Consider the following 22,946-nt stretch of genomic DNA (forward strand, 5'->3'; position numbering starts at 1 on the left):
CAAACGCCGGCGGCACGCGGTCCGTCCAGTTCAACACCAACTCGAGCACCGACGACCGGCAGTTCACCATCCGCGTTGAGGACCCGACCAAGACGAGCACCTACGACGAAGTCAAGGTGAGGGTTGAGGAGGGTGACGTTACCATCACGACATCCGGCACCGGTACCTACTACATCGGCGAGGAAATCACACTCTCCGGTACCAACACCGACAGTGAGACCGTCTACCTCTTCCTGACCGGTTCGAACCTTCCCCACAACGGTGTCATGCTCACCGGTCTCATGACCGATGTGCAGAACGGCAATGCGAGCACGTTCGATCAGGAAGACGTTGAGGCCGACGACACCTGGTCGTACAAGTGGAACACCGGCGACATCCAGAGGTCTCTTGACGCTGGCGGCTACACTATCTGGGCTGCCTCGCAGCCCGTAGACAGGGCTCACCTCTCCGATGCCAAGTACCAGTCGGCCCCCGTCAACCTCCGGTCCGGGTTCATCACCGCAACCTCGAGCGGCGCAGTTGTCGCGAGGGGTGACGACCTGACGCTCACCGGAACCGCACAGGGCGACCCCGGCAACGTTGCAGTCTGGATCTTCGGCAAGAACAAGCAGATCCTCGCCGAGTCCGCCACTGTTGAGGACGACGGCAGCTTCGAGTACGAACTCACGAACACCGACGACCTCTCCGCAGGCCAGTACTTCGTGGTCATCCAGCACCCGATGGGTGACAGGATCTTCGGAATCACGCCCGGTAGCGGCGAGCAGGCAGGCTACATTGTCGGTGCAGAGGGCTCCGGTTTCACCTACGTGAACATCGCCCGGCTCCAGGCATCCGATGCAGCGACCGCGCTGATCAACGCCCTTGATTCCCCGAACATCGACGACACCTACGTGAAGCTCACCTTCGTTGTTGCGGAAGCGACCATCTTCATCGACTCGATCGGCGACAAGGATGCGGGCAGCACCTTCACGATCTCCGGCACCACCAACCTCGCTGTCGGTGACACGCTGAACGTCGAGGTCACCTCCTCTGCGTTCGGGCCGTCTGACAAGACCCAGTCCTCCGGCTTCTCCAGCGTTACCGGCACCACGACGGTCAAAGAGGGCGAGGGTGTCAACACCTGGTCCTTCGAGGTCAACGGAGCCAGCTTCAAGCCCGACCAGTACATGGTCAAGGTTGAGTCTATCGAGACCGACACGTCTGCGACTGCAAACTTCAACGTAGTCGAGCCGCGCACGACCCCGACCGGTACGGTCACCCCGACCGAGACTGGCACGACTGTGACCACCACGACCACCACCACGACCACGACCCCGACCACGCCCCCGACCCCCGGATTCGGAGCACTCCTTGCTCTTGCCGGCCTTGGTGCGGTTGCCTTCCTGGTCCTGCGTCGGGATTAAACCCAACTAACTTATTTTTTTGTTCCCCTGCTCTTTCGAGTGTTTTCTCGGGCACGGGGCGGTGCCCTGGTTTTCCATTCCTGATGCCGTGATTTCCGGGGTCTCCCTGGTTTTGAGACCAATCCTTGAACAACGGATACTCACTCGCGGTATCGATTGATGCCCCGTATCCCAAACGCTTGATGAGCCCGGTTCTATAACTGTCGGCTGATCCCCATGGGAAGGCGGGAAAACCCTCGCACCTACGATTCTGAGAAGTGGTCCATATTCCCGCTGTGCGTGACGACCGGCTCTATCATTCCGGCTTCTCCCAACCCCGTCGCCCCATCGGATCAGCCGCCCTTAAGTAGTACAAACCCTCAATTTTCAGATAGGATAAGGGTTCGCGTATGAAACTGACTGTAAAACTGCTTGACATAGCAAACCGGGGAGTTCTCCTCCACAGCACCGACGCACGGAGCATGCGGATCCGCGACGGCGACCGCGTCCTCGTCGCCGACGAAGCAACGGGAAAGACCGCCCAGGCCCATGTCGACACCACCGGCTCGCTCATCGCACCGGGCGTCATCGGCGTCTACCGGCCGCTGAATGCCACGCTTGCCGTCGATGAAGGGACCCCCGTCGAAGTCCGGGGCGCCGAGCGGCCGGCCTCCCTCTCGCACATCAAGAAGAAGATGGACGACGGGCGGTTTACCAAGGACGAGACCCTGGATATCGTGAAAGACATCGTCAGCGACACCCTCTCGCCCGGCGAGATCACCGCCTACGTCACCGCGTCCTACATCAACGGTCTCGATATGGATGAGGTTGAGTACCTGACGCGGGCCATGGTCGAGACCGGAGAACGTCTCCACTTTATCCGGCACCCTGTCGTCGACAAGCATTCCATCGGCGGCGTGCCCGGTAACAAGATCACGCTCCTGATCGCGCCGATCATCGCCGCAAGCGGCCTTCTGATCCCGAAGACCAGTTCCCGCGCCATCACCGGGGCCGGCGGGACTGCCGACCTCATGGAGGTCCTCGCGCCGGTCTCGTTCTCGGCGACCGAAGTGCAGCAGATGACCGAGAAGGTCGGCGGCACTATTGTCTGGGGCGGGGCTACGAACATCGCCCCGGCCGACGATAAGATCATCACTTACGAGTACCCGCTCCGGATCGACGCGCCAGGCCAGATGATCGCGAGCGTTATGGCCAAGAAGTTCGCCGTCGGCGCCGATCTCGCGGTTATCGATATCCCGGTCGGCCGGAACACCAAGATTGCGACGCCTCAGGAAGGGAGAAAACTCGCCCGGTCGTTCATCGAACTCGGCGAGCGGCTCGGGATACGGGTCGAGTGCGCGTTAAGTTACGGGGAGTCGCTTGTCGGCCACACCATCGGCCCGAACCTTGAGGTGCACGAGGCGCTTGCCGTCCTCGAGGGAGCGACCGAGCCGAACTCTCTGATCCAGAAGAGCCTCTCGCTTGCCGGGATAGCGTTTGAAATGGCTGGAAAGGCGGCATACGGCCAGGGATACCAGATGGCCACGGATATCCTCCGGAGCGGCAAGGCGCTTGAGAAGATGCGGCAGATCATCGAGGTTCAGGGCGGCGACCCGACAGTGAAGGCTGACGATGTCGTTCCGGGGGAGTACCGGTTCGACGTGAAAGCGCCGCAGGACGGCTACGTCATCGACCTGAACAACAGCGCGCTTGTCACGCTCGCCCGGCTTGCGGGCTCGCCCTACGACCACGGCGCGGGGATCTTCGTCCACGCAAAGAAGGGGACCCGGGTCAGGAAAGGGGACCCTATCTTCACTATCTATGCCGAGCAGGAGTGGCGGCTTGAACGTGCGATCGAGGTCGGCAGGGTGCTGATGCCGGTGGTCGTGGAAGGGATGATCGTCGAGCGTATTCCGCCCGAGCGCTGGGTGTAAACCGAAGCACTCAAATTTCTGGCCGCAGTACACTCCAGCATGGCAAAACACCGTCTCATCATAGCCTTTCTCATCGCCTGCGTCCTCCTCTGCTGCACGGCGCAGGCGGTCACCCTGCGCATCACCGTGGTGGACGAGGAAACCAACGACGCCATTTCCGGCGCCTCTGTCTACGTCGACGGCGTCTATGTGGGAAGCACTGCATCGGACGGCATCTACTCCTATTATCACTCCGAGGAGAGGGATGATCTGTATCTGAAGGTCGTCCGGTCGGGCTACCGGAACTGGGTGGATTACGTCGATTACGATGATACACGCGTCGAGGTCGAGATGATCCGGGAGGACGAGACCGTCACGTTCGAACTCTACGATGCGGTCACCTGGAACCCGATCTCCGGTGCCGTGGTGCGCGTCGAGAGCGATGATTACTCCGACTCGGAGGTCACCGGCAGCGACGGGAGTGCGGACTTTTCGCTGAAATCGGACGAGTCCTACAGCGTCGAAGTCCGTGCGTCGGGCTACCGCGACCTCTCTGAGACCATACGGACGGATGACAGCACCAGCGACGTCGTTCAGTACTGTCTCCTCAGTAACGACCTCCTGGCGGTCCAGGTCCTGGACAGTGAGACTTCGAAACCCATCCTGGGCGCGGAGGTCTTCATCGACGGCGCGCGCGCCGGGGCAACCGACGCCGCAGGCAGGCTGGCGCTCCACCTGGAGCGGGAGAAGCGGTATTCTCTCAAGGTCACGGCTACTGACTACCAGCCGTACCAGGAGAGTCGTTACCTCGGGACAGACTTTGTGTTCCTGCGGACGTCTCTCTCGAAGTCGTCATACCCGGTCTCGATAACTGCCTTCGACGAGGCGACGAAGCCCGTTGAAGGGGCGGAGGTTTACATCAACGGGACGCTCCGGGGGCAAACCAACCAGTACGGCCGGCTCGCACTCTCCGATATCCCTGCGGGTACCTATGAGGTCATGGTGCGGGCGTCCGGTTACGGAGACTGGAGCGAGACGCGCCAGATTGCCGGAGCGGGTGAAGAGATTGTCGCCGAGCTCGGTTACGACCGGGCGAGCGTCACCGTTCGCGCGGAGGGCACCGACCGGGAGGCAGTGGCCGACGCGGTCATTGTTATCGACGGTAAGGTTGTCGGGGTGACCGACGGCACGGGTTCCCTCAAGACGACGCTCGTCACGAACCGGGAGTACGCCGTCGCCGCGACCCGTGACGGTTATCGGAACATCTCGGTCAATGCGGATATCCCGCTCGGCACGACCGAGTTCACCGTTCCGCTTGTCATGGAGCAGACCTTCAACGTCTGGGTGCTCGTGGCCGGCGTCGGTGTTGTTGCCGTGATCCTCCTTGCGGCGGTCTTTGTCGTGCGGCGGAGGCAGGCCGGGAAGAACCGTGGCAAGCCTCGCATCCGGGACAGCCTGTAGGACCCGCAGGAAAGAATATTCCCGTGCGGCAGCCCCGGGAATATCTTTTTTTTATTATACCGGTTCCAGTGCGATAGTTTCTTTCAATCTATGCAATTATTATTCTCCAATCTTAAAACTACGCCTTCTCGGTTGCGCATTCTATTGACAATATTTATATACTCTGGTGTGTCAGGAGTTGATACGGTGACATATGAGCGGATGGACCTATGCGTGTCTGGTGGCGGGGCTGATCCTGCTGGCGGCTCCGGCCGGTGCGCTGATTCCTGATGATATCACGATAGCTGCGGATACCCCGTGGGTGACGGCGGGGAGCGGGGAGACCGCGACCGTGACGGTGCAGGTGCTGAACAATACTCCCGATAGCAATACCCCGGTCGCCGGGGTTGCCGTCGATTTTACCCTGGACGGTGATTCAGGGGGCATCTCTCCCGCGCAGGCGGTGACGGACGATAACGGTACGGCTACGGCGGTCTTCACCCCCGGGACCCGGAGCGGGGATGTGACGGTTACGGCGACGGTCGGCTCCCTCGCCGGGAGCATCGACCTGCATATCGATCATGCGGCCCCTTACCGGCTCGCAGGCTCCCCCGGGTATAGGCCGAAGGTGACGGTCGGGGGGACGACGGCGATCATCGTCCGGATGGTGGACCGCTACGACAACGTGGTGGATAGCCGGCGCGTAGCTGAGAACGTGACCTTCACGGTGGGCTCGCCCGGGGGAGGCGCGACTTTTGTCGGCGGTGATAAGGACGAGATCACGGTTCCGGTGGATGCGGACGGGAACGCCACCGCGACGCTCCGGGTCGATACGGTGGAGGGGGAGAATATCGTCTTTATCCAGCCGCCGGCGTCGGTCAGGAGTGAGTATATCTTCATCAAAGGCGTGGCGGACGGTATGCCGTTCAGCATCACGCAGATGGTTGAGCCTGCCAGCGCCTCGGTCCCGGCCGACAGCGATAAGGTGATCGAGTTCACCTACACCCTGTTTGACGAGTACGGGAATCTTGCGGAGGGCCAGGGTCTCTGGGTAAACGCCTCGATCCAGCGGGGAAACCGGCCTGAGGAGCGGGAGACCGCTCTCCTATACTCCAACTCCCACGGTCAGGTGATGATCACCTATGGGCCTGAGGATTCCGTCGGTATCGCGACCATCACCGCAACGGCCGCCGCGAACGCGAGCGTGAGCGTATCGCAGGAAGCCGAGTTCACCAGCACTGATCCGGTAGATATGCTCCTATCTGCGAGCCCCCAGTTCATGCCAAGCCGGGATGTCAATCTGAATTCTGTTGCGCAGCTCCGGGCCAAGGTGATGGATATCAAGGGGAACCCGGTCGAGGGCGAGACGGTGACGTTCAAGATCTTGTCGGTCTATGTCGGTGGGTACAACCAGACCGTGGCGCCGTATCTTGAGACAGAGGGACAAACTGAAGCAACAGCCACGACTACTAAAATTGAGTCCGGTCGCGTCGACCCTGCTGTCGTCAGGTTCTACGCCGGGAGTTTTACGACCGATAAAAAGGCGCCGGGCTGGAACGCCAATGCGACCGGCACGGCGACCGTCCGGGCGACATGGGGAAACATCAGCCGGGATATCGTCCTGACCTGGAAGAACTATCCCTACCTCTCGGTGGAGACCTCGGTCTCTCCCGAGACGGTCGCGGTGAACGGTACGGTCGACGTCACCATACGGCTGAAGGGGGACGGATATAAACTGCAGCCGGACCCGATCGACGCGGTGCTGGTGGTCGACCGGTCGGGGAGTATGAAGTGGGATATCGATAAAAATAGTGGTAACTCGAACGAGAGAATGAATGCAGCACGGGGCGCGGCGGAAACGTTCATCAGTCAGATGAACTCGGGCCGGGATCGGATTGGTCTTGTCTCGTTTGCCTCCGAGACGACGGTGAATAATGATCTGGGCGACTCATTTGATAAGGTAAACGCTAGTCTAAATGGGCTCAATGCGAACGGTGCTACACAGCTGCGGCGGGGGATCTACGAGGCAATACTCATGCAGAATGAAAGAGGACGATCCGATGCCATCAAAGCTGTGATCGTCATGACTGACGGCGACTGGAACTATGATGGAAGCCCGATTGGGCACGGAACGGGATATCCTGCGAACTCTTCAGATGCTTATAAATTCAGCGGCAACAATTTAGAGCCTAATAACTATCGATACTACGACGGTCTTGGCGGAACTCTTGAAAGGAAAAATCGGTGGGATGATTGGAGATGCTACGACGGTGAGTTCACCAACCAGAACATGTCTCGGTTTGCCAGCGATAACGATGTGAAACTCTATACCATTACATTCGCCTATGACCCCGACGAGACGGTCACCGAGACGATGGGCATACTTGCGGACGCAACCGGCGGGTTCTACGAGCATGCCGGGGACGGCGAACAACTCACCGATATCTACCGGCGTATCGCCGGCGAGCTCAAGACCGAGGCCGGCGTCGACACCAACATGAACGTTGTCTTCGAGAATGTGGAGGTGAACGGGACGCCTGAGTCCGGGGCCGAGGTGTTCGACTACGTCTATGCACCCGGAGAGTCGACCAATATTACAAGTTGGGTCCAGAATGAGACCGGGTACTACCCAATTGTCGGCCCTCATACCCGTAACGATACGCTAAACTGGACGGCAACACCCCCCCACCTGCCCTTTAACATAGGCACCATTCACCTTGACCAGACCTGGGAGACGACCTTCCGCCTCAAGGTGAAGTGGCCGGAGGGGGGCAACATCAGAATCCTCGGCGGCGACTCGATGATCTCGTTCAACAACGGCACCGATGTGCTGCCCCTCCCCGACACCTTCATTACGGCCGTTCCCGACCTGAACAACACCGGACTCACATCTGCATTCCTCGATGTTGAGTTTACCGAACCGGGCACCGGTTCGGGGCCGTATACCGATGTCGCCCCGCTAACATGGAAGACCACCTACAACGGTACAGGGGACGTCGTTATAGCCCTTTCCTCCTCCCCGTATGAAGACGGACGGGGGTCGTCCACTTTCTTCACAAAGACCCTGTCCGCCGGGACATTTTCAGAGGACGTGGAGGAGGTGACAAATTCGACCCTGATGGACATCAGGCGTATGACGCCGGGGCAGTACTGGATAACGGTGACCGCCTCGGCACCGGATGCCAGCAGTGCCGAGGATACGACCACCCTGTGGGCTCATACCAAAGATTCGTCGCTCGATTACATCAAGGTCGAGTGACCCCGCAACTTTTTTTCGGCACCGATATGGCGTCTGTTACCGAATGAGCACACTGTCGACGAAATGGTTCGGATTTGAGCCGGATAACAGCCCGTCCTCGCCACAGAAGACCACACGGTCGGTTGTTCCGGAGGGCGCTACTCGCGGTCACCGGAACCGCAGGTGATCAGGGGCCCGCCCTCATTTACCGATAGAGAGGAGGTCATATAGAGGACGACGCCTTCATGGGCGGCAACGACGGTTTCGAGAACGTTCCCGAAGAAATCGCTGATCGTCCCCAGCTCTTCTCCGGCCCCGACATAGTCTCCCGGTTCTACCCGCGGCAGCCAGCAGCCGCTTTTCGGGGCGGTAAGGCTAAATGCGTGGGCGATCACCCGGGGCCGGGGCAGAGCTTCCTCCGGATCAATCAGACCGCAGTGGGCGAGAACCCCCCGGAGCTGCCGGACATAACGTTGCGCTTCCTCCTCGGACCAGAGGCCGGAGGCGCCCCGCTCAATCAAGACGGATGGAATTCCCCGCTGGCAGGCCACGTGCGACGGGCCTTTCATTCCACGGGCGGGAACGGCATAGTCCGCCCCGCTTGCCAGGGCCATCTCACGAGAAGCCTCATTTACCGCCGGGTCGGCACTGTCGCTATAATAGACATGGGAGACCAGGGTCTCCGGAATGTCGCCGCAATGGATGTCCACATGAACATCGGCGACCGGAATGAAGGCGGTGGCAATCACATGGGCGATTCTTTCCGCCAGACTGCCTTCGGGATCGCCGGGAAAGACAGCATTGAGGTTTTTGCCGTCCTCCGGAACCACAAAAGCCCGGTGGGCAAAAAAGGCCCCGGGGTTGCAGCAGTGCAGGACGACGACGCGGCCCGCAACATCCCGGGGCGTCAGGGTTGCCGCAAGCAGCGTAGCCGCCCTTATGCCAAGATATTCGCCGCCGTGAATCCCCGCCGTAACCAGCATGGTCTTCCCTTCCCGTTCGCCGTGAATGACGGTGACGGGTAGAGTCACCCCCGCGTCCACCGTCACTTCCCGGGCGACCTTATCCCCCGGTCTCGTCCGTAATTCCGGTAACATCATCGGATCATGCCCTCCTTTCCGTTCTGGAAAAATAACATAAAAACCTCCTTCGGATTTCCTTTAAGGGTGCATCCGGAAAAAAAATCAACGGACCTAGCGGGAATTGAACCCGCGTCCTTGGGTTCGAAGCCCAAAAGGATGTCCTCTACCCCATAGGTCCCCTCATGAGTTTCAATCATAAGTTATTAAGCGTTTTTATGCCGTACCCTATATGATGATCCTCTCGTCCAGCGAAATCGTTCGCCGGCTCGATGACGGCGACCTCGTCATCGATCCCTACCATAACGCGTCCCAGCAGCCCGCATCCTACGACCTTCGGGCGGCCGAAGAGACCGCGCTCCCGCGCGGAGCGTGCACCCTCGTTCCCTCGATGGAACGGGTGGAACTCCCCGCCGACCTCGCGGCAACCCTCCGGTGCCGCTCCTCGCTCGCCCGCCGCGGCGTTCTCCTCGGCGGAGGGTTCGTGGACCCGGGGTTTCGCGGGCAGCTGACGCTCTGCCTGACGAACGCCGGCCCGGAGGAGATCTGTCTTGCAAAGGGGGACCGGATCGTGCAGATGATCCTTCAGGAAGTACTGAACGGTGACCGGCTTTATGCGGGCCGATATCAGGATAGCCTCGGCGTGGTGCGTTCACGATGACTCCACCGATACGCTCCGAACGAAAATACCTTGAGATCCTCCGGATCCTCGCGGAATCGCACGAACCTCTGGGTGCAAAGAGATTGAGCGAGAAGATGGCCGAACGGGGTTTCGTCCTGAGCGACCGCGCCGTCCAGTACTACCTCCAGTACCTCGATGAAGCGGGGTTTACCGAGAAGGTCGGGAACCGGGGCCGCCTTCTCACCGAAGCCGGAATCGCCGAGAGCGAGAGCGCACTCGTCGACGAACGGATCGGTTTCATTATATCGAAACTCGAAGAACTTGCCTTTCGGAGCACCTTCGACCCGGCGACCGGGGTGGGAAGCATCGTCTACAACCTCTCCTTCGTGCAGGAAGGGGACCTTCCGGGCGTCACGGCAGCCTTCGACGAGGTGGCGAAAGCCGGCTACGGCTTTCTGAACACCTACCGGATTGTCGAGACCGACCCTCGCATTCCCGACGGCCATGTCGGGATCATGACGGCCTGCAGCGTCACCCTGGACGGCGTTCTTCAGAAGATGGGCATCCCGACGAGGCTGGAGTATGCCGGCAGGATCGCTCTCGATGAGGGCGGCTCCGCCGGGTTCCTCGACCTCATCGGTTATCGGGGAACGTCGGTCGATCCGCTTCACCTCTTCATATCCGCCGGCCTCACCTCGATCAACCGGCTGGTGACGACCGGGTCCGGTGTAGGGCTTGCAAACATTCGCGCCGTGCCCGCGGTCGCCCGGGACCTGGTAGAGGAGGTCACCGACCTGATGACGGGGTACGGGTTCATCTTCCCCGCCGGTGGAGGCATCGGGGAGTTCAACCTTCCAGAACACCCTTATCGGCTTTCCGTCGTCGCATTCAGCGGCATGAACATGGTAGGAAACGCCGTTGAGAAAGGTTACGCCATCAAGACGGAGATCGGCGCCGGGACCGTGCCGTTTGAACGTATCACGGACGTTACATCCAGGTGATCCCGCCGTCGCCGGGATCGTCCATCTCCTCTCCTTTCCGGTCTTTCGTCCGCTCGGTCGCGTCGATCACCGCAAGCCTCCCGCGTGAGGGATCGATCTCCTTCGGCCGGGGGCTCCTCCGGCCCACCCTCTGCCCGGTCTGGTCCAGCAGAGCATCTTTAGGTGCAGGGGCTCCCCTGCGCATACAAAGGTCGGGCTTATCGAGGACCCCGTCGCTCGGTCGCTGCGTCCCCCCGATCGAGACCGCATCGCCGGTGAGCGACCCGTCTTTCGGATGCTGCACCGGTTTTAAACCCGCAGAGGACGTTATCGCATCGTCTTTCGGGGCAGTCTTCTCGATGCTGATCCCTTTCGGGCCAAAAACCGAGTTCTTCGGTGCGGGCATGGACGAGGTGACCGAAGTGGTTCCGGTGATGTCAATCCCCTTCCCGCCCTGTTTCGGGGGGAGGACGACGGCGCCGTCCTCCTTCCTCCTCTCGGCCTTCGGGAGCATATCAATGGTGTCGTCCCTGATCTCTCTGTCGCTCCGGCTGTTTCCCCGGAGCATGATCATCTCATCCTTTTCTGCCGTAGACGGTTCGGTCATAAATTCACTCTCCTCCAGAAACGCTGACTCAAGAGGTGAGACAAATCCCGGAATACCCTCCTCTTCCGGAATTCCGGAAACGGTTTGAGACATCGCGGCCTCTTCATCGCGCAACCGCTCCTCTTCTTCGGCCCTCAACCGTTCTTCCTCGCACTCAAGCCGGTACTCGGTCCGGATCTCCCGGATCTCCTCGACCCGCGGGACGTTGGAGAGTCCCGAGAGCACGATGATGATCCCGACGAACGATGTGTTCTTCACCGGATAGTCGCCGGACCGCATCTCAAGGCCGGCGATGTTCCGGTCGATCCATTTCCTGACGGTCTGGAACCCTTTCATCGAAAGTTCGGCTGAGGGCCCGGCAATCAGCACCAGCGCTTTGTCGGCGCTGGTGAGGTCGCAGGGAACCGACACCTCTTCGTAGACGGCTTTCTTTGCGAGCGAGACGATCCGTGCAGCCTTCTCCTGTGAACCCTGGATAAAGTACTTCAGCGACCGCCGTCGATAAAGGAGGTCCAGCCAGCCGGCCGGCAGGCGCTCGGCGGCGTAGCCGACCGCAACGAAACCATTCCCCTTCAGGGTATTGAGGACCTCCCCCGCGTCCAGGACGACCTCGGCAACATCGATCCCGAACTCATTGAACTCGCCGGCACGAAGAAGAAGGCCGATCTGACGGGCGATTCGCTCGTTGAGCTGATTGAAATGAGTTCTCGGATCGGATGGCCCGGAGTTCCGGCGCAGCTGGCCCATGAAGCCGGGTTCTGCCGTCCCGTCCGTCCTGATCTTCTGCGACCAGGTCTCGTTGTCGAAGAGAATGACGCCGTCGACGAGTTCCTGGAGCGCGTCAAGGTCGTCGGCCGCTTTGGCCGAGACCTGTTTTCCCTCATCAAGGCACGGCAGGATGGCGAGAGCGAAGATCGGCTCCACGTAGGACTTCTTGAGCTCGTCGATGATAAGCGGCGCGATATCGACGACGCTGCCTCCGAGCCCGCAACAGAGCAGGATGGCGTCGATCTCCAGCGTATCCATAGCCTGGATCCGGGTCATCACCTCCTCGATATCGATCACGTCCGTGATCCCGTCGGTGTTTTCGACACCGATCCGCGGGAAGAAGACCCTGGCGGGGTCCGGAAGGTGGCGGAGTTGCACGAGGCAGTTCGGGTCGATATCGATGGCTACCGCACTCATGCAACAGACTTTGCTTCGCCGGTCGTGGTTGTAGAGGTTATCCACAACCCGGGACCCGGCGCCACCCAACCCTATCGCCAGCACTCGCATGGTCTTCTATCCCTTGAGTGGCTCTTGGCCCGAAAATGGGCGCGCGTGCCACCCGGAAGATACTGATGAATATTTGAACGGACAAACATATATATTTCTATACTTCACCCGGGGTGTGAAGCGCGTCTGCTAATAAATGCGGTGTATTTGAATTTTACTGTTTTAACTCCTCATGCTGAAACCTTTTCCATGATAAGGAGTGATCTACACAAGAATTCCATGGGGAACACGGTACATCTCTCCGTTTTGCACTACCGTTGTTGTACGTGTCCTTTCGTGAACACAAAATGGCAATATATATAACTCCGGGCACGTAACTACTCATTGAGGTGTATAGCCTTGACTACATATGGAATTGAATTTGTGCCCGGAGCAATCAACGTCAAGCAGGTGGTGAAGTACACCAAGCTCGCAGAGTCAAAGGATATTGACTACGCTTGGATCACCAACCACTACAACAACCGCCATGCCTACCCGACCCTTGCCATGATCGCGGCAAACACCGACACGATCAAGATGGGTCCCGGTATCATGAACACGTTCACCGACACCCCGGCGGCCATCGCATCCTTCATGGCTACCTTGAACGAGATCTCCGACGGACGCGCCGTCCTCGGTATCGGCCCCGGTGACCTCTCGACGCTTCCGAAGCTCGCCATCGACCCCGTCAAGCCCGTCGCCCACCTGAAAGAAGGTGTCGCACAGATCCGCAGCCTCCTCACCGGTGAAGAGGTCAAGAAGACCGGCAAGATGGAGTACTTCGACTACGACGGTGCCAAACTGACCGGTGTCACCCTGCCCGGCAAGAAGGGCATCCCGGTTTACATCGGTGCCCAGGGCCCCAAGGTCCTTGAGCTCGCCGGCGAGATCGGCGACGGCGCCCTGATCAACGCGTCCAACCCCAAGGACTTCGACGTCGCCATCCCGATCATCAAGCAGGCCATGGAGAAAGTCGGTAAGAAGAACTTCGATGTCGGCGCCTACACCGCCATGTCCATCGACAGGAACGAGAAGAAGGCCCGGAACGCCGCAAAGATTGTAGCCGCGTTCATTGCCGCCGGCTCCCCGCCCGCTCTCCTCAAGCGCCACAACCTCGACCTCAACAACGTCGCAAAGATCAAGGAAGCGCTCGGACGCTTCGACTTCAAGACCGTCGGCGGACTTGTTGGCGACGCGGAGATCGATGCCTTTACCATTGCCGGAACCCCCGACACGGTCAAGCAGAAGTGCGAAGACCTCGCCAAGGCTGGAGTTACCCAGATCATCTTCGGTTCGCCGCTCGGCCCCGACATGACCAACTCCATCCGCCTGCTCGGCAAGTATATCGTATAAGGCGGAACAACACTCATCACTTTTTTGAATGCGCGCCTCGTCAGGCGTTTTATGCCGCCGTCCCCATCCCCCGGCAGTTCCGGACAGGGTTTAATACGCTCGGCGCGCCAACGGGAATACAACGGGCCATGTTCACCACCCACGAGCTCCGGACAAAACGGGGAGTTCTCCAGTACCGTCGGGAGTCTCTCACCGGCATCCGGTGCAGAATCAGTCCTGTCCGGATAAAACGGCGGATTGACGCCCTTCCCATCTCATCCTCAACCCGTGAGAACTGTCCGTTCTGCCCCGGTGCCGTAGATACTGTTACCCCGACGTTTGAGGACGGCAGCCGTCTCCGGTGCGGAGAAAGCGTGACGTTCCCCAACCTCTACCCGTTCGCCAGACACCATGTGGTCACGGTGATCACGCCCGACCACGCAGTCGACCGGTTCGACCGAAGGTGCCTTGCCGACGCCATCTCCGGCACGGCAGAAGCCCTGGCCCGGTCCTCCGGCTACGCGAGCATCAACTGGAATTACCTCCCCTCAGCCGGTGCAAGCATCGTCCACCCGCACCTGCAGGGTATCGTCGACCCGGAACCCACCTACCTCGCCGACCTCTATATCTCCGCCGGCCGCCGTTACCTCGCCGACCATGGTCGTCTCTACTGGGACGACCTCGTGGAACACGAACGTTGCTCCGAGCGGCTCCTCTTCGAAGACGAGATCTTCTGGTCGGCAAGCCCGGTTCCCCTCGGCGAGCGGGAGGTCAGGGGTATCCTCCCGGTATCGACGCTTGCCGAACTCGAGCCGTATGTCGAGTTGCTCGTTGACGGGCTCCTCCGGGTCCTTGACTTCTACCGGAACCTCGGTACGCACGCCTTCAATGTCTCGATCTTCTTTGACGCTTCCGATACGACGGGGCGGGGCCACCGGGCCTTCTGCTCCGTCATCGCGCGGCTGAACCCGAACTGCCTCTCCATGTGCGACTCGGCGTTCATGGAGCGGCTGCACCTTGAACCGGTCATCCTGACGCTCCCCGAAGACCTGGGCGCGCTCTTCCGGGAGCAAGGTTGATTCCGTGCCCGGCGTTCTCCCGGCCCGGTCATCGCTACAGGCGCCCCTCCTCATCCTCAAACCCGCGTCGGCAGCCTCGATCCCCGCCTGATACTCGGCGCTCAGCGGTGCCCTCTGCCGGTCTCTTCACTCACGACGCCCGGCGGATTGCGCGGGTGTTCGGCGACCTCCGGGTCGTGGAGCCGGGTGGTCGAAAAGCCGGGGATCGAGTGCCGCTCTGCCTTCTTCGGGAAATCCCGCTGTTATTCGCTGCCGACAGAAAAAAAGAAAAAGAGTATTGAGTTTACTCGGGCTTGCTGATGAGGGCCGTCTTTGAGACGATCTCGCCGGTCTTCTTGTGGGGCTTCCTGATGACGCCGTCGACGCCCTTCTCGAGGTTGCGTGCCTCTTCGCAGAGGAGCATGGCCTGGCGCATCATCTCGTGGGCGCTCGCGACGATCGGGATGTATTTCTCCCACTCCTTCGTCATGAAGCAGCCCTTGACGTTGACGCCTGCAACCTGCTGGGCGATCTCGTAGGCGGCACGGGCCTTCGCGAGCGCGTAGGGGTTGCTGAACTCCCCGTCGACCGCCTTGTCGGAGGTCATGACGACCTTCGGGAGCGCGAGGTCCGCGCCCTTCTTACCTGCCTTCACCTGGTCGATCACCTTGTCGAGTTCCGTCTGCATCTTGCGGAACGCGCCGGTGAGGGCAAGGACCTTGATGAGGTTTCCGTTGTAGTCCGCCATCTCGATGGGGTCGAGGAACTCACGGCGGGCGCCGATCATGGAGTCGGCCTTCATGATGATGTAGCCGAACTTGCTTGCCTTGAGCGCCTCGAACTGCTCCTTCTTGGTGGTGACATCGTCGGTGATGACAATGCAGGGAATCCCGGCCGCCGCAAGGTCTTCACGGGCCTGGGTGGGTCCGGGAAGGACGCCGTTCGGCGAGACGACGATACAGAAATCGGGGCCCCATGCCTTCATGTTGCTGACCACACGCTCGATATCCTCCGGCTGCAGTTTCGTTCCGGAGGTTGCCATGAAGGTGATGATATCCTCGCGGTCGGCACGCTCATCGAGGAGAAGTTCGCCCATTACACCACTGGCAATATTTCCTAGTTTCGCAATTCCTACTTTAACAACCACTTTTACACCTCTCAAAATTTGAGAACACGATAGTATCGCCAAGTTCTCATATAAACATTTTGAAATGGCCCGACAGGTCTGTCCGGAGGGGGGGCTGTTAAGGGAAAGTGTTTAAATTAAATGCGTCTATATATACTTGATGAAACAAGGTCTGCTTACCGATCGCCAGAAAGAGGTGTTGCGCTACCGAAAGAAAGGGCTGACGCAGCAACAGATCGCCGAGATCATTCATACGTCAAAGGCTAACGTCTGCACCATCGAAAAGGCCGCTCTCGAGAACATCTCGCGTGCGCGCGAGACGCTTGAGTTCCTCTACACGCTCGATGCGGCACACCTCTGTACGCTCCAGAGCGGCCTCGATCTGCTCAAGGCTCCCGAGATCATCTACGCTGAGGCCGAGAAGATGGGATTAAAGGTCAAATACGATACAATCACGCTCATTAACAGACTCAGAGACGCTAACCCGGACCGGTTCAGGGGCAGACAGGTCCGCGAAGACGTTGAGATCTACATTAATAAGGACGGCGACCTCTACTTCGGATGATGCCGTTCCCCCGGCGCGCGCAGGCCCCGTGCCGGAACGGCCACGCTGGAGCGGGCGCTATGCAGCCCGGGTTTCTCCGGTCGTGCACCTGCACGGCAGAGGCTTTTACAACCCTTTGTTGGTTTTCCTGCAGCAAACACTCGATTTGCGCAAATTCCAGAAATATATGTAACAAGGTTTATATCCCATTTTAAGTAATGTTTAAGAAACCGCTCTCCACGATCTCGTCCGGACCCGGGAGCCATCCGGCACTTCATGTGCCTCTGATTCCCGGAATCTCTCCGATTTCGCAACATGCGCGGATCGAAGACCCGTGCGGGGTGGAGAGGGTACGAGAGTAAGCAGAGGCCGAACCCTCCTTATGGAGGGCCGATGTCGATTTGGAGTTGTGCATCGTCACAACGGGATGACAGGAGCTGGATCTGATCGAGACGCTGGGCCAACGCGGTGCAGCGCGCCCGGTTCCGGGTTGTTTCTTCCCGGAAGCGTCAAAGCATCAGGATCTATTGGCGACGACTGGAGATGTACCCACCCGGTGCACCACCGGGCTGGCAGCGGGCTGGCGATGGAATGCGCGGAGACGGATGTCCCGGCGTTCTCACGTCCGTTGCCTCCATCAACTGTTTCCCTTCGCGGCGTGCCGCTACGGTATGCCGTTCGATGTCCTGCCCGGGATACGGGTTCGCCAGAAAGCCGACCGTGCCGGTGTATCCGGCACGGGATTCGGCGCGTGGTATCTCGCTACAGCAGAGCGAGATGCACGCACTACAACGCGATGAAGGGTTGATAAAAACATGCCGAATATTCACAGGCCACGCAGAGGTTCCCTTGCGTACAGCCCGAGAAAGCGGGCGAAGAGCCCGGTTCCCCGCTACGGTTCATGGCCGGATTACGCGGGAGCTCCGGCTGTGCAGGGATTTGCAGGGTACAAGGTGGGGATGACCCACGTCATCATGGTGGATGACCACAAGAGCAGCCCCACCGAAGGCAAAGATGTGATGGTGCCGGTGACCGTGGTTGAGGTCCCCCCCATGCGGGTAGCAGGTGTGCGGGCATACGGCATAGACACCTACGGAAAGCATGCACTGACCGAAGCCTGGACGACCGACCTTGACGGAGAGTTGTCCCGCCGCATCAACGTTCCGAAGAACCATGACACCGCCGCCGCCCTTGACGCCATCAAAAGCGGGATCGGCGAAGGCAAGGTCGCAGAACTCTATGCCCTGGCCTACACCCGGCCAGGGGAACTCACCGGCGTCCCGAAGAAGGCCCCCGACATGATGGAGATGCGGATTGCCGGCGGAAGCCTTGACGACCAGATTGCCTACGCCGCCGATATCCTCGGGAAAGAGATAGCAGTCTCCGGCAACTTCGAAGTCGGCGAATACGTTGACGTGACCGCCGTCACCACCGGTAAGGGCACGGAAGGCCCCGTCAAGCGCTGGGGCGTTCAGGTCCGGAAGCGGAAGCACTCCCGCGGCGGCAAGAAGCGCCACATCGGCAACCTCGGCCCGTGGAACCCGCACCACGTCAGGTGGCAGGTGCCCCAGATGGGCCAGATGGGCTACCAGCAGCGAACTGAGTTCAACAAGCGCATCTTAAAGATCGGCACCGAAGCCGGCGACATAACGCCGGCAGGCGGTTTCCTCCACTACGGCCTTGTGCGCGGTCCCTATATGCTGATCAAGGGCTCCGTCCCGGGACCGAACAAGCGGCTGGTCAGGATACGGTCCGCGATACGGCAGGGTGAACATACTGTCCGCACGCCGGCGATCAGTTACGTCAGCGCGCAGAGCAAGCAGGGGTGAGAGAGCGATGAAGGTACAGGTTCGAACACTGACAGGCGAGATCGCCCACGAGATCGATCTCCCGGAAATCTTTAACGAAGAATACAGGCCCGACCTGATTAAGCGGGCTGTCCTCGCGCTCCAGAGCACCCGGTTCCAGCCGCATGGAACCGATCCCTACGCCGGCGTCCGCACCTCGGCAGAGTCCTGGGGCAGCGGCCGGGGTGAGGCTCAGGTTCCCCGTCTGAAGAACGGCAGCAGGACGGCCCGGGTTCCCCAGGCAACCGGCGGGCGTGCGGCACATCCCCCGAAGGTCGCAAAGATCCTCGTCAAGGACATCAACCGGAAAGAGAAGCGTAAGGCTTTCCGATCGGCCGTTGCAGCCAGCACCTACCAGGACCTTGTCCAGGGACGCGGGCATCTCTTTGAGGGCAATCTCCCGCTGGTCTTCGAAGACCGGTTCGAAGAGGTCACCCGGACCGGCGACGTCATCTCGGCGCTTTCTGCACTCGGGGTCTATGTCGACATCGAGCGGGCGAAGAACAGCAGGAAGGTCCGTGCAGGGCGCGGCACCATGCGTGGCCGCCGCTACAAGCAGCGCAAGAGCGTCCTCATCGTCACCGGGAACGAACCGCTTCGGGCGGCCCGAAACCTCGCCGGTGTCGATGCCGTGACGGTCGATCAGCTGAACACCGAACTTCTGGCGCCGGGCACGCAGGCGGGACGCCTGACGGTCTGGACTGAGTCCGCGATCAGGAGACTGGAGGAGTTCTCATGATGCTGAAATACCCGTTCGTTACTGAAAAAGCAACGATGATGCTCGAAGGCGAGAACAAACTCCAGTTTATCGTGGAGAGAAATGCCACCAAGCAGAATATCAAGCGAGACCTGGAGTCGGCCTTCGGACAGGAGATCACCGGAATCCGCACAATGATGACCATGAAAGGTGAAAAAAAGGCCATTGTAAAGTTTGCGGATGAGAAAGCGGCTGAAGAGATCCTCAGCCGGCTGGGAATAATGTAAGGTGAGGTACGAATGGCACATCGTATTATAGCACAGAACCGCGGCAAAGGCGGCCCGTCCTATCGTGCACCGTCGCACCGGTATAAGGCCGAACTGCGTCACCTCGGGAAGAACGACGCCCTGATCTTCGGGAACGTCGTCGATATCGAGCACGACCCGGCCCGCCATGCACCGATTGCTTTTACACAGCTCGAAAGCGGTGAGAAGGCTTACATCCTCGCCACAGAAGGACTCGGTGTCGGGGATACGATCTCCTGGGGCCCGGGCGGCGTGGTGAAGAACGGAAACACCCTGCCGCTCCGTGAGATCCCGGTCGGTGCATACGTCTGCAACATCGAGGCCAGGCCCAACGACGGCGGTAAATTCGTCCGTTCAAGCGGTGTCCAGGCCCTTGTCATCGGCAAAGCCGACGACGGCAGGGTCGGCGTTCGGATGCCGAGCGGCAAGAACAAGTGGTTCAACGGTGTCTGCATGGCAACCGTCGGTATCGTTGCCGGTGGCGGACGGGGAGAAAAACCGTTTGCCAAGGCAGGAAAGAAGCATTTCCACGTCAGGTCCTCATCTGAACGGTGGCCTCGCGTCAAGGGTGTCTGCATGAACGTCATCGACCACCCGTTCGGTGGCGGCGGTCACCAGCACTGCGGACGGCCGAAAACCGTATCCCACGGGACGTCCCCCGGCAGGAAGGTCGGGCATATCGCCGCCCGGAGAACCGGCAAGTGGAAGAAGTGAGGGTGAATCATGGCAAAGAAGACACAGAAGCGAATGCCGCGGCGGCGGGAGGAGTTCACCTATCGTGGCTACTCCGTCGAGGACCTGCAGCAGATGGCTCTCTCCGAGCTGCTGCCCCTCATGCCGGCCCGGGCGCGCAGGAAGTTTGACCGCGGCCTCTCCCGGGAACACGAAAAACTCCTCGCCGATGTCCGTTCGGGAGACGCAAGCCTCCGGACCCATCTCCGGGATATGATCGTCATGCCCGAGATGATTGGAAAGACGATCGAGATCCACAACGGCAAAGAGTTCCAGAAGGTGGAACTTCAGCCCGAGGCGGTTTTCCACTACCTTGGAGAGTTTGCACTGACCCGCAGGAAGGTCTCTCACGGCAGCGCCGGTATCGGTGCGACCCGGTCGAGTAAATATGTACCGCTGAAGTGATGGCTATGGCAAGAACAGAGTATTCAGCAAAGATTGAGGGTGAGAACATCGCTCGCGCAAAAGCGAACGAACTCCCCGTCTCTCCCAAGCACTCGATCGAGATTGCCAGGTTCATCCGGAACATGACCACTACCGAAGCAAAGGCATATCTCGCCGATGTGGTGGCTCTGAAGAAGGCCATCCCCTTCAAGCGGTTCAACCGGAACGTCGCCCACAAGCGGTGCCTTGAAGGGTGGCCCGCAGGCCGTTACCCGGTCAAGGCCGCGGGAGCCTACATCCGGCTGCTCAATTCGGTCGAGAAGAACGCCGAGTATATCGGCCTCGATACCGGAAAACTTCGGATCGACCACGTCTCCGCCAACGCAGGCCGTGGTCTCCGGGCTTTCTTCCCGCGTGCGATGGGTCGCGCTACCCCGAAACGCAGAGAGACCGTGAACATCGAGATCGTTGTGACTGAGGTGGCGTAATGGCAATCGAGAAGAAGTTTATCACTGACGGTGTGCGCAACGTTCGCGTCGAGAAATTCCTCACGAAGGAACTCAAGCGGGCGGGATACGGCGGCATGGACATCACCCGGACGCCGCTCGGCACCCAGGTGACCATCTTTGCGGAGAAACCCGGTATCGTGATCGGGAAAGGCGGCAAGCAGGTTCGTCAGCTCACGCAGGACCTCACCACCACCTACGCGATCGAGTCCCCGCAGGTGGAGGTCCAGCAGGTCCAGAACCCCACCTTCAATGCACAGATCATGGCCGAGCGGCTTGCAAACGCCCTTGAACGCGGCTGGTACTTCCGTAAGGCCGGGCAGAGCACGATCCGTCGTGTCATGGAATCCGGCGCACTCGGCTGTGAGGTCATCATAGCCGGGAAACTGACCGGTGCCCGGTCGCGGACGCAGAAGTTTACCGAGGGTTACGTCAAGCATTGCGGTGAGCCCAGCGAGACAATCGTCGAGAAGGGTTACGCGCTTGCAATCAAGAAACTCGGGACCATCGGGGTCCAGGTCAAGATTGTCCCGCCGGATGCACGGCTGCCCGACACCTTCGATATCATCGAACCCGAGACGAAGAAGGTCCCGGAAGAGCCCGTTGAACCCGAAGAGGTCGGCGACGACGAGCTTGATGAGGAGCTTGCGGCGGTTCCCGACGAGGAATACGTGGAGGAGAGATAAATGGCAATCTTTCGTGCAAAGGAAGTGAAACAACTCTCCGACGTCGAATTGCTCGAGCAGGAGCAGAAACTATTCCTCGAACTGGTCCAGGAGCGAGGAAAAGTCAGCGCCGGCGGTGCCACAGAGAACCCCGGGAGGATTCGCGAGGTCAGAAGGACGATCGCGCGCATTCTGACCGAGAAAAACGCACGGAGGAACGCATGATCTCTCCCCAGAACGTCCTGCGGCACGAACTCATCGGCCTGGACGTTCTGGTAACCCGTGCAAGCAACCCGGGTCATGCCGGGGTCTCGGGTCGCATCATCGATGAGACCAGAAACACCCTGGTTATCATGACCCGGCGGGGAGAGAAGCGGATACCGAAACGGTTCAGCGTATTCCGCCTCCGGCTCCCGGACGGCACGACCGTCGATGTGGACGGTTCGAGCCTGGAGACACAACCGGAACGGCGGATCACTGCGCGGATCAGATAAAAGAGGATGAATAATGGCACGAAACATTGGATTGGACGTCCCCATTCCGGAAACGGAATGTGAAGACGCAAATTGTCCGTTTCACGGCACTTTGCCGGTACGCGGCCAGGTGATTACCGGCAAAGTCGTGAGCGACCGTATGAACGGTACCGTCGTCGTGGAGCATGAGTTCCTCCACTACGTCAAGAAGTATAAGCGGTACGAGAAACGCAGGTCCCGATACCATGCCCACAGCACGCCCTGCATCAACGCGGGCGTCGGCGACGTGGTCCGGATCGCAGAATGCAGACCGCTTTCGAAGACAAAGAACTTTGTGGTGGTCGAGGTGATGAAGGAATGAAGGCGATGCAGGCAACCATTCCGCGCGCACTCGCCACCGGCTCACAGATGGTCTGTTCCGACAACACCGGCGCACGGCTCGTGGAGATCGTCTCGGTCGACGGTTACCACGGGGTTCGGCGCCGGCAGCCCTGCATGGGCGTCGGCGACATCGCGACCGTGAGCGTCAAGAAGGGCACCCCCGATATGCGGAGGAAACTCGAGAAGGCGGTGGTAATCCGGCAGAAGAAGGAGATCCGCCGCCCGAACGGCATCCGGCTCTCGTTCGAGGACAACGCCATGGTGCTCATCAACGATAACGGGGAGCCGAAGGGAACGGAGATCAAGGGTGCCGTCCCCCGTGAGATCGCGGAGCGATACCCCAAGATCGCCTCCATGGCGACGATCATCGTGTAAGGTGTG

General features: G+C 59.9%; 23 protein-coding genes and 1 tRNA gene. 20 read left to right on the forward strand and 4 right to left on the reverse strand.

Annotated features, from left to right (window positions below; all coding sequences use genetic code 11):
• From BP737_RS02145 to BP737_RS02160, 4 genes are all read left to right on the forward strand, one after another.
• Positions 1-1,403 (forward strand): MEMAR_RS02690 family S-layer glycoprotein (locus BP737_RS02145; protein WP_342685850.1); only part of this gene is annotated, 1,403 nt, incomplete at its 5' end.
• A 389-nt stretch (positions 1,404-1,792) separates the two neighbouring features.
• Positions 1,793-3,316 (forward strand): AMP phosphorylase, encoded by a 1,524-nt coding sequence (locus BP737_RS02150; protein WP_292406120.1) that lies wholly within the window; start codon positions 1,793-1,795, stop codon positions 3,314-3,316.
• Positions 3,317-3,355: 39 nt separating this feature from the next.
• On the forward strand, positions 3,356-4,756 hold the full coding sequence (locus tag BP737_RS02155) for a PEGA domain-containing protein (RefSeq protein WP_292406117.1): 1,401 nt from the start codon (positions 3,356-3,358) through the stop codon (positions 4,754-4,756).
• A 193-nt stretch (positions 4,757-4,949) separates the two neighbouring features.
• Positions 4,950-7,994 carry an Ig-like domain-containing protein gene (locus tag BP737_RS02160; RefSeq protein ID WP_292406114.1) on the forward strand — a complete coding sequence of 1,015 codons (3,045 nt, stop codon included), beginning with the start codon at positions 4,950-4,952 and terminating at the stop codon, positions 7,992-7,994.
• Positions 7,995-8,131: 137 nt separating this feature from the next.
• Here the strand turns inward: BP737_RS02160 and BP737_RS02165 are convergent, their stop codons facing one another.
• Both BP737_RS02165 and BP737_RS02170 read right to left on the reverse strand, forming a co-directional pair.
• Positions 8,132-9,070, reverse strand: coding sequence for a M14 family metallopeptidase (locus tag BP737_RS02165; protein WP_342685851.1), 939 nt, complete (start codon positions 9,068-9,070; stop codon positions 8,132-8,134).
• Positions 9,071-9,161: 91 nt separating this feature from the next.
• Positions 9,162-9,233 (reverse strand) — tRNA-Arg (locus tag BP737_RS02170).
• Positions 9,234-9,287: 54 nt separating this feature from the next.
• On the opposite strand from BP737_RS02170, the gene BP737_RS02175 reads away from it, so the two are divergent.
• Both BP737_RS02175 and BP737_RS02180 read left to right on the forward strand, forming a co-directional pair.
• The gene (locus BP737_RS02175; RefSeq protein WP_292406126.1) at positions 9,288-9,713 is read left to right on the forward strand and encodes a dCTP deaminase; all 426 of its coding nucleotides are present in this window, start codon (positions 9,288-9,290) and stop codon (positions 9,711-9,713) included.
• Positions 9,710-10,675 (forward strand): DUF128 domain-containing protein, encoded by a 966-nt coding sequence (locus BP737_RS02180; RefSeq protein ID WP_292406108.1) that lies wholly within the window; start codon positions 9,710-9,712, stop codon positions 10,673-10,675. Before BP737_RS02175 ends, BP737_RS02180 begins: the two co-directional genes overlap by 4 nt.
• On the opposite strand, the gene BP737_RS02185 is transcribed toward BP737_RS02180, so the two are convergent.
• A complete protein-coding gene (locus BP737_RS02185) occupies positions 10,662-12,536 on the reverse strand; it encodes a tubulin/FtsZ family protein (RefSeq protein ID WP_292406105.1) in 1,875 nt (624 codons plus the stop codon). The two genes, BP737_RS02180 and BP737_RS02185, sit on opposite strands and share 14 nt — an antisense overlap.
• A 339-nt stretch (positions 12,537-12,875) precedes the next feature.
• On the opposite strand from BP737_RS02185, the gene BP737_RS02190 reads away from it, so the two are divergent.
• The gene (locus tag BP737_RS02190; RefSeq protein ID WP_292406102.1) at positions 12,876-13,868 is read left to right on the forward strand and encodes a 5,10-methylenetetrahydromethanopterin reductase; all 993 of its coding nucleotides are present in this window, start codon (positions 12,876-12,878) and stop codon (positions 13,866-13,868) included.
• A 353-nt stretch (positions 13,869-14,221) separates the two neighbouring features.
• On the forward strand, positions 14,222-14,926 hold the full coding sequence (locus tag BP737_RS02195; RefSeq protein WP_342685852.1) for a galactose-1-phosphate uridylyltransferase: 705 nt from the start codon (positions 14,222-14,224) through the stop codon (positions 14,924-14,926).
• 283 nt (positions 14,927-15,209) lie between these two features.
• Here the strand turns inward: BP737_RS02195 and BP737_RS02200 are convergent, their stop codons facing one another.
• Positions 15,210-16,052, reverse strand: a complete 843-nt coding sequence (locus BP737_RS02200) for a F420-dependent methylenetetrahydromethanopterin dehydrogenase (RefSeq protein ID WP_292406097.1) — start codon at positions 16,050-16,052, stop codon at positions 15,210-15,212.
• Between the two features lie 139 nt (positions 16,053-16,191).
• On the opposite strand from BP737_RS02200, the gene BP737_RS02205 reads away from it, so the two are divergent.
• The 12 genes from BP737_RS02205 (at position 16,192) to rpl14p (ending at position 22,940) form a co-directional block, all read left to right on the forward strand.
• Positions 16,192-16,596 carry a Tfx family DNA-binding protein gene (locus BP737_RS02205; protein ID WP_292406095.1) on the forward strand — a complete coding sequence of 135 codons (405 nt, stop codon included), beginning with the start codon at positions 16,192-16,194 and terminating at the stop codon, positions 16,594-16,596.
• Between the two features lie 794 nt (positions 16,597-17,390).
• The gene (locus BP737_RS02210; RefSeq protein WP_292406092.1) at positions 17,391-18,404 is read left to right on the forward strand and encodes a 50S ribosomal protein L3; all 1,014 of its coding nucleotides are present in this window, start codon (positions 17,391-17,393) and stop codon (positions 18,402-18,404) included.
• A gap of 7 nt (positions 18,405-18,411) precedes the next feature.
• Positions 18,412-19,161, forward strand: coding sequence for a 50S ribosomal protein L4 (rpl4p, locus tag BP737_RS02215; RefSeq protein ID WP_292406089.1), 750 nt, complete (start codon positions 18,412-18,414; stop codon positions 19,159-19,161).
• Positions 19,158-19,406 carry a 50S ribosomal protein L23 gene (locus BP737_RS02220; RefSeq protein ID WP_292406086.1) on the forward strand — a complete coding sequence of 83 codons (249 nt, stop codon included), beginning with the start codon at positions 19,158-19,160 and terminating at the stop codon, positions 19,404-19,406. The genes rpl4p and BP737_RS02220 overlap by 4 nt, the downstream gene beginning before the upstream one ends.
• Before the next feature lie 12 nt (positions 19,407-19,418).
• The gene (locus BP737_RS02225; protein WP_292406084.1) at positions 19,419-20,138 is read left to right on the forward strand and encodes a 50S ribosomal protein L2; all 720 of its coding nucleotides are present in this window, start codon (positions 19,419-19,421) and stop codon (positions 20,136-20,138) included.
• Positions 20,139-20,147: 9 nt separating this feature from the next.
• The gene (locus tag BP737_RS02230; protein ID WP_292406081.1) at positions 20,148-20,561 is read left to right on the forward strand and encodes a 30S ribosomal protein S19; all 414 of its coding nucleotides are present in this window, start codon (positions 20,148-20,150) and stop codon (positions 20,559-20,561) included.
• A gap of 5 nt (positions 20,562-20,566) precedes the next feature.
• The gene (locus tag BP737_RS02235) at positions 20,567-21,028 is read left to right on the forward strand and encodes a 50S ribosomal protein L22 (RefSeq protein WP_292406078.1); all 462 of its coding nucleotides are present in this window, start codon (positions 20,567-20,569) and stop codon (positions 21,026-21,028) included.
• Complete coding sequence (locus BP737_RS02240) at positions 21,028-21,732, forward strand: 30S ribosomal protein S3 (RefSeq protein ID WP_292406075.1); 705 nt, start codon at positions 21,028-21,030, stop codon at positions 21,730-21,732. Before BP737_RS02235 ends, BP737_RS02240 begins: the two co-directional genes overlap by 1 nt.
• Positions 21,733-21,936, forward strand: a complete 204-nt coding sequence (gene rpmC / locus BP737_RS02245; RefSeq protein WP_292406073.1) for a 50S ribosomal protein L29 — start codon at positions 21,733-21,735, stop codon at positions 21,934-21,936.
• Entirely contained in the window at positions 21,933-22,205 is a 273-nt protein-coding gene (locus BP737_RS02250) for a ribonuclease P protein component 1 (RefSeq protein WP_292406071.1), read from the forward strand. Before rpmC ends, BP737_RS02250 begins: the two co-directional genes overlap by 4 nt.
• Positions 22,206-22,218: 13 nt before the next feature.
• Positions 22,219-22,545 (forward strand): 30S ribosomal protein S17, encoded by a 327-nt coding sequence (locus BP737_RS02255; RefSeq protein WP_292406068.1) that lies wholly within the window; start codon positions 22,219-22,221, stop codon positions 22,543-22,545.
• Complete coding sequence (gene rpl14p, locus BP737_RS02260; protein ID WP_292406065.1) at positions 22,542-22,940, forward strand: 50S ribosomal protein L14; 399 nt, start codon at positions 22,542-22,544, stop codon at positions 22,938-22,940. The genes BP737_RS02255 and rpl14p overlap by 4 nt, the downstream gene beginning before the upstream one ends.
• Positions 22,941-22,946 lie beyond the last annotated feature (6 nt).

Origin of the sequence: Methanoculleus sp. UBA291 (genome assembly GCF_002499755.1) — an archaeon.
GTDB lineage: Archaea > Halobacteriota > Methanomicrobia > Methanomicrobiales > Methanoculleaceae > Methanoculleus > Methanoculleus palmolei.